Source organism: Kitasatospora sp. NPDC057940 (assembly GCF_042887425.1).
Classification (GTDB): Bacteria; Actinomycetota; Actinomycetes; order Streptomycetales; family Streptomycetaceae; genus Kitasatospora.
In genome coordinates this window covers 63241-72756 of the sequence record NZ_JBHVPH010000034.1, presented here as the reverse complement: position 1 = coordinate 72756, position 9516 = coordinate 63241, and the positions used below count along the sequence as shown (strand labels likewise).

General features: G+C 68.7%; 7 protein-coding genes and 2 pseudogenes. 5 read left to right on the top strand and 4 right to left on the bottom strand.

Translation table 11 applies throughout. The features are described 5' to 3' along the window. Positions 1–212: 212 nt before the first annotated feature. Positions 213–761, top strand: coding sequence for a YceI family protein (locus tag ACFVTF_RS34060; RefSeq protein ID WP_387817914.1), 549 nt, complete (start codon positions 213–215; stop codon positions 759–761). Between the two features lie 136 nt (positions 762–897). Here ACFVTF_RS34060 and ACFVTF_RS34055 read toward each other — a convergent pair whose 3' ends face one another. The 3 genes and pseudogenes from ACFVTF_RS34055 to ACFVTF_RS34045 form a co-directional block, all read right to left on the bottom strand. Next, the gene (locus ACFVTF_RS34055) at positions 898–1482 is read right to left on the bottom strand and encodes a short chain dehydrogenase (protein WP_387817919.1); all 585 of its coding nucleotides are present in this window, start codon (positions 1480–1482) and stop codon (positions 898–900) included. 233 nt (positions 1483–1715) lie between these two features. Beyond that, the gene (locus tag ACFVTF_RS34050) at positions 1716–2414 is read right to left on the bottom strand and encodes a hypothetical protein (RefSeq protein WP_387817918.1); all 699 of its coding nucleotides are present in this window, start codon (positions 2412–2414) and stop codon (positions 1716–1718) included. Between the two features lie 94 nt (positions 2415–2508). Next, positions 2509–3096: pseudogene (locus ACFVTF_RS34045) on the bottom strand (M55 family metallopeptidase); the annotation flags it as partial. Between the two features lie 68 nt (positions 3097–3164). On the opposite strand from ACFVTF_RS34045, the pseudogene ACFVTF_RS34040 reads away from it, so the two are divergent. From ACFVTF_RS34040 to ACFVTF_RS34030, 3 genes and pseudogenes are all read left to right on the top strand, one after another. Further along, positions 3165–3418, top strand: a pseudogene (locus ACFVTF_RS34040) (alpha/beta hydrolase); the annotation flags it as partial. A 116-nt stretch (positions 3419–3534) separates the two neighbouring features. Then, the gene (locus tag ACFVTF_RS34035; RefSeq protein ID WP_387817917.1) at positions 3535–4446 is read left to right on the top strand and encodes a phosphotransferase family protein; all 912 of its coding nucleotides are present in this window, start codon (positions 3535–3537) and stop codon (positions 4444–4446) included. Between the two features lie 285 nt (positions 4447–4731). Further along, positions 4732–6000, top strand: coding sequence for a phophatidylserine decarboxylase associated domain-containing protein (locus ACFVTF_RS34030; protein WP_387817913.1), 1269 nt, complete (start codon positions 4732–4734; stop codon positions 5998–6000). A gap of 318 nt (positions 6001–6318) precedes the next feature. Here the strand turns inward: ACFVTF_RS34030 and ACFVTF_RS34025 are convergent, their stop codons facing one another. Then, positions 6319–6603, bottom strand: coding sequence for a hypothetical protein (locus ACFVTF_RS34025; protein WP_387817912.1), 285 nt, complete (start codon positions 6601–6603; stop codon positions 6319–6321). A gap of 223 nt (positions 6604–6826) precedes the next feature. On the opposite strand from ACFVTF_RS34025, the gene ACFVTF_RS34020 reads away from it, so the two are divergent. Next, complete coding sequence (locus ACFVTF_RS34020; protein WP_387817911.1) at positions 6827–9508, top strand: aldehyde dehydrogenase family protein; 2682 nt, start codon at positions 6827–6829, stop codon at positions 9506–9508. Positions 9509–9516 lie beyond the last annotated feature (8 nt).

Here is a 9516-nt window from a genome sequence, read left to right as displayed (position 1 = left end):
TCCGGCTGCCGCTTCCGCACCCGCTGCTGGAAGGCGGAGGACCGCTGCGCCGAGGAGATCCCGCTGCTCGCGGTGCCCTCGGTGCTGAAGGGCCCCCGAATTCGGGCCCCAGCACACCACCACCGGGCGGAAGCAAGCGCGCGACTCACCAGCCCGCGACGCCGCACCCCACCCGAACCCCACTGCCTGCCCCACCGCGAAAGACGGTCGCCATGACCCGCCACACCACCGACCCCACCCACCCCTCCACCGGGCTGTCCGACCTCAGCACCGGCCCCTGGGTCCTGGACCCGGCCACGTCGTCAGTGGAGATCAAGCACAAGTCGATGTGGGGGCTGGCCACGATCAGGGCCGCCTTCACCAAGCTCAGCGGCGAAGGCGAGATCGGCCCCGACGGCTCCGCGCGCGGCACGCTGACCGTCGAGGCCGCATCGATCCTCAGCAAGCAGGCCAAACTCGACACCCACCTGCGCTCCGCGGACTTCTTCGACGTCGACAGGTATCCGACGTTCACCTTCACCGCCACCCGCGTCGTCGCCGACAGCGCCGGAACCGCCAAGGTCACCGGCAGCCTCACCGTGCTCGGCACCACCCGCCCGCTCACCTTCACCGCCCGCGCCACCGCCGCCGGCCCGCACGAGGTGACCCTCAGCGGCGAGATCACCGTCGACCGCAACGACTTCGGCATGAACTGGAACAGGGCCGGAATGATCAAGGGCCTCACCACCATCACCCTCACCACCCGCTTCACCCACCGCTGACCCACCGGCCCCCGACCCGGACCCGTACCGGGGCGGGCCCTGGAAGCGGAGATGACCGGGCATCCCGGCTACCAGACGCACGACCCCGCGGGTCGCGGGGCGCAGAAGTCCCGCGACAGGATCCCCGCCCGGAGAATCACGGCCGTATGGTCCGGCCCTGCGCACTGCCCTCCACGGCTTCCACGTAGGCGCGGGCCACCTCGGAGACGGGAGTGCCGCCGGTCGGGTCCATGCCCAGGCTCTCCAAGGTCTCCTTGATCCAGCCCGGGCTGACGAGGTTGATCCGCAGGTTCCGCGGCACCTCGCCGGCCGCGTTGCGGACGAAGCCCTCCAGGCCGGCGTTGATGAGCGCCCCCAGCGACCCGCCGGCCATCGGAGCGGCGAACGTGCCTCCGGTCAACGTGATGGAGCCGCCGTCCCGCAGATGTCTCACGGCCCGCCGGGCCAAGGCGACCTGCCCCAGGAGCTTGGCCCGCATTCCCTCGGCGAACTCGCCGTCCGTGGCCGACACCAGGTCCACCAACGGTCCGCTGGCGGCACAGCACACCACGGCGTCGAGGCCCGACACTTCGTCGAAGAGCGCGTCCAGCGAGGTCGGATCCTCCAGATCCACCGTCACCGGACCTCCACGCGACGCCTTCACCACGTGATGCGCGGCCTCCAACGCACTGACGACAGCACTGCCGACCGTTCCGGTCGCCCCGATCACAAGTACCTTCATGCCACCGATCTTTACAGTGGCGGCACCCCGAGCGCGCGTGTTCACCGATCGACGAGCACCCTGGGAGGAGCCGCCGGGGTTGGCGGTGCCTGTCGTCGCGCTCGGCCGAATCCGGTACGGGATGCCGGTCGGCGCCTGTGCCGCGTGCGGGGGTTTCTGCGGTCTCGGAGAGACGGCGTCCGGTCCTGGATGGCGGGCACGCGGCAGATCAGACAGTCACCGGCCGTTGGAGCTCAGGTCGCGTCCCGGACCGGCTGCGGGTAGCCGATCTCGGCGATGTCCTCGGCCAGGTCCGCGAGGGTGACCTCCGCGTTGAGCGACGACACGAGTTCCTGGCTCAGCGGTCGCAGGGCATACACATCGCGCACCGCGTCCAGGTCCACGGGGACCTCGTAGTAGTCCTCGGCGAAGCGCTGGAACGCTGCCGGCGAGCGGTCGACCAGGAGCTCGAACAGGCCCGTGGCCCCGTCGGGATCGGAAGAACCGGTGGGGAAGTCGATCACGCCGTGCTGCCACCGATCGTCCGTCACCCCCCGCCACAGGCAGGCCGTGACGACGGGCACGTCGTCCTCGTCGGTGAACGCCGGCTCCTCGACAAAGGCCCTGAAGACCTCCGGGACATCGTCGATCACCCCCGGCCAGGGCTCGCCCTCGTTGCCGTACGGGCTCATCGGCGCTTCGTGGTCGAAACCGCGGACATACGCCCCGGCCGCCGAGAAGACGACGGAGTACTCGTCCCCCGACCCGTTCCGCATCGAGGCCATCTCCTCACCGTCGGCCCAGCCGGCGTTGAATGAGTAGCACCGGCCCTCCCAGTCCGGGCTCAGGATCGCATCGAGCATCGCCAGCGAGCGGCAAAGGTTCCGCAGGTCGGCGATGGAGGGGAACTGGCGAGCTACGTCTTGGACAGTCACGTGCTCATCCAACCGGATGCCCCTGACACCCGGGTGCTCCCCCTGGGCCCGTCACACCCAGTAGTGATTCCGAGGCCGGGCGAGCCGCAACGATCCCCCTCGATGGCGGGCTCTAGCCAGGCTCGATGCTCGCGAGTTGTACGAGCAGAAGGACCAGCCGGTAGGCGACCGCAAAGTCTGCGGCAGTGAAGGTGACCGTCCGGCCGCCCTCTGCGCGTGAGACACCTGGCACGAGTGTCGCCAGGTCAACCATGTAGGGGCTGTGCAGGTCGACCTCGACCTTGAGGGGCCCGGCAAGGGCAAGTGGCGGGACCGCCGTTCGTGCTCTGACAGCTTCGGCGGCCACCTGGTGCAGACGCTCTCGGGCTTCCTCAGGGTGCAGCGCCACGGCGGCGGCCTGACCGAGGGCTTGTTTGACCGCGATGGTGACAGCCGAGGGCACCAGATCACTCAGTTCGGCGCAGGCGGCGTCATCGCCACTGAGCAGTACGACCGGCACACCCACATGCCCGGCCATGGCAGCGTTGAGACCAATCTCGCCCATGGAACGGCCGGCTACGCGAACGTCCAGGATGGCGTCGCTCATCGTGTGCGCCAGCACGGCTGGACCACTGCCGGCACGGGCGTGGTAACCGATGAGCATCACCGCGTCAGTGTGCTCGTCGAGCCCACCGAGCATGCCCAGGGAGCGTGGTTTTCCGCATGCCCAGGGAGCCTATGCGCCCCGCACATAGACCGACAGTGCGCATCAGGACTCCTGCCCGGCCAGCCACCATCGACGCCGCCGGGTGTGGTGACCAGCCCCGTTCCGCCGCCGACGAGCAGGCCCGCGCCGACCTCCGCCGGGCGATACAGGCCCGCGAGCCGGTCAATGAGATCTTCGATTCCTTCATCGGCCCGCTGATCGAAAAGGCGGTCCCGGACTGGCGGACCACCTGGGCGCCCTCCTGTCTCTGCCTGAGACCCGCAGCCCGGTCGGGTACTCGGGATGGACCGCCATCGGCATCCGGCTGGCGGCGGCAGCTGCGATGCTGCTGGACGGTGAAGTCCTTTGCGCGTGCTGCCGCCCGGATGATGGGGTGGCGCTGTGACCAATCCTCATGAAGCATTAGCTGAACGGCCGTTGACGTTGGCGTGGGTGGGCCGGCACCTGGAACCCGGCGAGCGGATCGTCGGGATCGAGGCACTGCACGGCGGCATCACCGCCGAGATGCGGAGGCTGACCATCGGCGCGCGGGACGGAGGCACCCGCGACCTGGTGCTGCGGAGTTTCGTCGACCCGTTCTCCGTGGAGCACGCCGACGACTGGCTGGGCAGGGAGGCCGGCGCTCTGACCCTGCTGACGGGGACCTGCGTGCCGGCTCCTGCGCTGCTCGCGGTTGATCCGACCGCCGCACAGTGCGAGTATCCGTCACTCCTCATGACACATCTGGCGGGCCGGACGGTCCTCGACGATGAGGGGGTGGAGGAACGTGTCCCCCTGCTGGCCCGCCAGCTCGTCGCGATCCACGCGCTGCGGCCGGCCGAACGGCCCCGGGACTATGTGACGTTGACGACCGCCGACACCGTCGTGGTGCCGAAGGGCGCCGACGCGGCGGCATGGGCCGCGGCGATCGACGTGATCCGCAGGCCCCCGCCGCCCGGTGAAGGACGCTTCCTGCATCGGGACTTCCAACCCGGCAATGTGCTGTTCGACGTGCCGCCCCCAGGGCCGGCAGGTGTGCGGATCACCGGCGTCGTCGACTGGGCGGCGGCCTGCTGGGGCCCGGCGGATCTCGACGTGGCGCACTGCTCCACCAATCTCGCGCTGCTGCACGGCCCGGCGTGGGGTCAGCGGTTCGCCGAGGCGTACGAGGAGGCCGGCGGGGTGCTGGCCGCGACCGCGAGCGAGCGGCTGTACTGGCGGGTGCGGGACGGACTGGCGTGCTCGGAGGAAGTGCGGTCGGTGGCGCGGCCCTGGCGGGAGGCCGGGAGGACGGAGCTGACGACGCGCGCTGTGGAGCAGCGGCTGGACGCCTACGTCACCGCCTTGGTGGACGCCCTGGGCTGAGCCAAGGCGGGCCGGAGCGTGGTCCGGCCCGCGGTCCAGAGCGCGGGCCTGTGCCAGGAGGCTCGGCGGATGTAACTCTGTGTAGCTGTTCGAGTGGACGCCTGATAGATCGTGTGCAGATAATGCTATCGGGGAGTGGGTGGGTTCAAGGTCGCTCCGAAAGCACCTCGTTCGGGCCGTGCAGCACCGCGTGCCACGGATCGAGGTCGCGCTGCCGAACGTGGACGCGGAGTCAGGCCCTCCACATGCGTTCAGTTCACCAGCAGCCAGGGCGAAGGAAAACCAGTGACGCAAAGTTGCGGCAACCAGTACACCGAGCAGGCCGTTGAGGCCCGCTACCAGAACTCGTTCGCCCGGGCCGCCGGGTACCTTCCGGCGGACCGGGCCGTCGTCCACGCCTGGCTGGACGAACTCGGCGGGTACGTCGAGCGGCAGCAGGCGCAGGGCGCGATCGTCCGGCACAACTCGGTGGCCGAGCTGGCGAGGCTGATCGACCGGGATCCCGTGGTGCGGATGTACGTCAGCCTGATGATCGAGCAGGCTGCGGAGAGCTGGAAGGGCAAGGTGCGCGACATTCCCGGCCTGCTCGACCACCTCGACACCATCGTCACCTGGGCCCCGCGTTACACCGACGAGGTCCACTTCCCGATGTCCGCCCTGTTCGTCGACATGATGTACACGCCGGCCGGCGAGGCGGTCTTCCGCAACAGGGACCTCAACAGGGCGCTTCTGGGGGTCCTGCGGGAGTGGTGCACGTACCTGGACAGCCCTGCCAGCCGTGAGGTACTGACCGCCGACCAGTGGCTGTCACCGGATGCTCGGCAGAAGCTCAAGCTCGACGACTTCGAAGTCGATTTCACCCAGCCCTACGGTGGGCTGGCCTCGTTCAACGACTTCTTCCACCGGAAGGTCAGGCCCGGCAAACGCCCGGTCGCGGACAGCACGAATCCCAAGGTCATCGTCGCCCCCAACGACGGCAGGGTGGTCAAGATCCAGGGGAACGTGCAGCGCACCGACGAGTTCTGGGTCAAGGGCCAGCGCTACTCCCTCTACGACATGCTGGACGGCAGCGATCTGACGGACGGCTTCGTCGGGGGCGATGTCTACCAGTCGTTCCTCTCCGGTGGTGACTACCACCGCTGGCACACCCCGGTCAGCGGTACGGTCATCAGCGCCCGGGTGGTCGAGGGGCTCACGTTCACCGAACTCGAATCGGCGGGCCACGACAAGGATGCCGGAGTTCAGTCCCAGATCTACGAGGCCTCGGTCAACGCCCGCGCCCTGATCTTCGTCAAGAGCCCCGACCCCGTCGGCGTCGTCTGCGTGATGCCCGTCGGCATCACCGAGATCTCCTCGCTCACCATCGGGGTCACGCCGGGGCAGCACGTCGACAAGGGCGACGAGTTGGGGTACTTCAGCTACGGCGGTTCCAGCATGGTGCTGGTCTTCCAGCCGGGCGCCGTGGCCGGCTTCGACGTGCCGGACAACACGACCGGAGACATGACGCAGGGCCAGTGGTGCGCGGTCAACTCGCAGATCGCCCATACCCGTTGAGGACCGCGACATCCGGCAAGGCGTCGGCCGGTGGCGGCCGGGTCGCGCCGGATCGCGCGGACCGGGGCCTGGGGCGCGATGGCCGCCACAGCAGCAACACCACGAATCTCACGCCGCAGGGGATCCGGTGCTCTCCTGCGCCCAGGAGTTCAACCCGGACACCGTGCGCGACAGCAACCCGCAGGTACGAGGATTTCCGCAGGCACGGACTGCTCCACCCGTCCCAGACGGACTACTGACGTCGTGACCATGGCCGTACCCGGCCGAACGCCTCGGTCCACCTTCCGAGTCGGGGCGTTCGGTCAGGTACGGCCATGGCTACGACATCGCGGGCACCGCCTTCGGGGCCGTCGCCTCGCGGTCGCCCTGGTGCTTCGCCTTGCCGAGGAGGTCCAGCAGGTACGCCTCCGCGGACGTCACCTTCCCGAGTTCGCCGATGTCCACGCTCTCGGGCGCGGAGTGGATGCTGCACTTCGGCTCCTCGCAGGCGTACCACGGGTTCAGGGCGGGCTGTTCGAGGAACTGTTTCAGCGCGGTGATGGCGTCCTCCGCTTCTGGGTGGGCGCGATTTCCGCTCCAGCCGGATGAACCGTGTGAGTCCACCCGCGGCACGGTCCGGTATCGGTCGGCGCACGGCGCATGCAGAGCCACCCTCAATAGGCATATGAAATGATTTCTATTGAGAATACCTCACTTCTCACATGCCCCTTTCGTCACTGCACTCTCAATCACCCCGTACAGGTAGCGGAATTTCGCCGAAGCACTCGACACCGTTCTTCGGGTGTGGGACAGTCAATTTGAACCACCTGGTTTTGAGGAGCACAAGTTGCCCGTTTCCAGGAGATTGATCTCGCCCGATGGAAACATCTGGGAAACCGACGAAATCACGGCCCGCGTAATCGCCGCCACCGAACTCCTCGCACGCCGTGGCGTCGAACCCGGTTCGCGGGTGATGATGAGCGGGTCCAATGCCCCGGAATGGGTCGTCAATCTGCTCGCGCTCATTCACCTCGACGCTTCGGTGGTCCTGGCCGATCATCGCGCCACCCCGTCACAGCGATCGAAGATCCGCGCCCAGGCGCGCGTGATGCTCGAAATCGGCGACGGTACGGGCGGCACCGCGGCGCCGCGCACCGCTTCGAACACCCCTGCCGTGCCCGACGTCGCGAACTGGGCACGGCGTCAGGACGCCGCGATCTCCTGGTCGTCGGGTACGACCGGCAGCCCCAAAGGCATCGTCCGCTCCGGCCGTTCGATCCTGGACAACCTCGCGCTCAGTGCGGAACGCATGGGGTACCGGCCTGACGACGTCTTCCTGCCCGTCCTGCCGTACTCCCACCAGTACGGTCTGTCACTGGTCCTCTGCTGGTGGCTGGGCGGAGGCACGCTCGTGGTCTACGGGCCGACCACGCGCCTGGACCATGCGCTCGCGATCGGCGTGGACCACGACCTCTCCGTCGTCGACGGGGCCCCGTCGACCTACTACAGCCTGCTCAACCTGCTCGACCGTCGCCCCGCCCTGGTGAACGCGCTGGAGACGGTACGGGCCTGGTGCGTGGGCGGCGCGCCGCTGGGGAGCAGCCTGGCCGCCCGGTTCCACGCCCGCACGGGCCGGCACCTGCTCGACGGCTACGGAGCGACCGAGGCCGGAAACATCGCGCTGGCGCCCCCTGCCGATCCGGTCGGGTGCAGCACGCCGCTGCCCGGTGTGGTCGTCGAAGTCCACGACGACCACGGCAGGCCGCTCCCCCACGGCCGGCTCGGCGAGCTCGTCGTCCGCAGTAGCGGCCTAATGACCGGCCACCTCGGCGCCGACGGCGAGGTCGTTCCGGTTTCGAGTCCCGTTCACCGCACCGGCGACATCGGCCTGGTCGACGACGCCGGCCGCGTCTTCCCGGTCGGGCGCAAGCACGCCGCGCACCGCGACGGTCACACGCTCTATCCCGACCACCTGGCCAAACTGGCCGAGTCGGCCGGCGCGCAGACGGAGGTCGTCGCGGTCCCCGACGCCCGTCTGGGCTGTCGCCTGGTGTTCGTGATCACGGACCCGGACGCTCACGAACCCGCGCACTGGAAACGGCTGCTGCGCCCTGTGCTCGCCCGCTACGAGCAGCCCGACCACATCGTCGTGCTTCCCTCGCTGCCCCTCACGAACACGGGAAAGCCCGACCGGGCCGTTCTGGAGAAGATCGCCATGAGCTCGCTGTCCGCATCGTCCAGGACGCCCACCGACGTCACCGCGTCCGATCCATCCGTCGACTCAGCCGTCGACTCAGCCGTCGGTGCGAGCGGCTACCGCATCCCCTTCGCCGACCGGGTCGATGCGCTGCGCGCGGTGCGCCGGTACGTGGCCGACAACGAGGACGCGGTGATGGGAATCCTCACCGAGATCTCGCCCCACCACACCGCCGGCGCGGAGATCCGCTCGTTCCTCGCCACCCTGGACGGGGCGGAGGAGGAGATCCGTCGCGTCCGGCCCGGCTACGTGCCTCGGGTCGCGGTCTTCATGCCCTCCAACATGCCGCTCCATTCCTACGCGCTCTACATGCTCATAGCATCCCTCTACAGCGAAAGAATCACCTTTCGGCCGTCCTCCGAGATCAAAAGCCAGATGCAGCGCTTGCACGACCTGCTGGCACCGGTTCACGGCCTGCCCATCAGCCTTTCCGAACTCAGTCAGCGCAAGTTCGTGACGGGCCCGGTACGCGAAGCGGACCTCGTCGTCTTCACCGGCAATTACGCCAATGCCGAGACTGTCCGCGAGGGGCTGGCGGAAGACCAGCTCCTCCTCTTCTTCGGTAACGGCATCAACCCTTTCGTGATCGCACCCGACGCCGATCTCACCCGCGCCGTGCACGACGTCACGAGGCTCCGGCTCTACAACTCGGGCCAGGACTGCTTCGGTCCTGACGTCGTGTTCACGCCGAAGGGCCGCACCGAGGAATTCGTCGACCTGCTGTCCACCGAACTGGCTTCGCTGCGTTTCGGACGGAACGGCGACCCCGCCGCCGACTACGGTCCGATCTTCTACGACTCTGCGCTGGTGAACTGCTCGGGCTACCTGGTGCACCATGCGCGCCGCATCCGGCACGGCGGGCGCATCGACCTGCCGTCCCGCAAGATCGAGCCGACCGTGCTGCTCTGGGGCTTCGACGACAAGATCCCCCTGGAGGAGATGTTCGCCCCGGTGTTCAACGTCGTGGCCTACCCCAGCGCGAGGCTGCTGCGCGAACGGCTGTCGAACCCCTACTTCAGCGAGCGCGCGCTGGGAGCGATGGTCTACGGGAACGATCCGCAGACGGTGGACGTCCTGGCCAAGCGTCACCAGACCTGTGTCGGCCACACGCTGCTCGACGCCGAGGACGGCAACCGCCCGTTCGGCGGATTCGGGATGCGGGCGAACTACATCTCCTACGGCGGCGAGCGGCACGCCGAACCGCTGCTCATGTCGCAGGCCGTGGCGCAGACCCTCCCCGCGGCTGCCCCCGTCACGGCGAGCGGGGAGTGAGCCAGGTG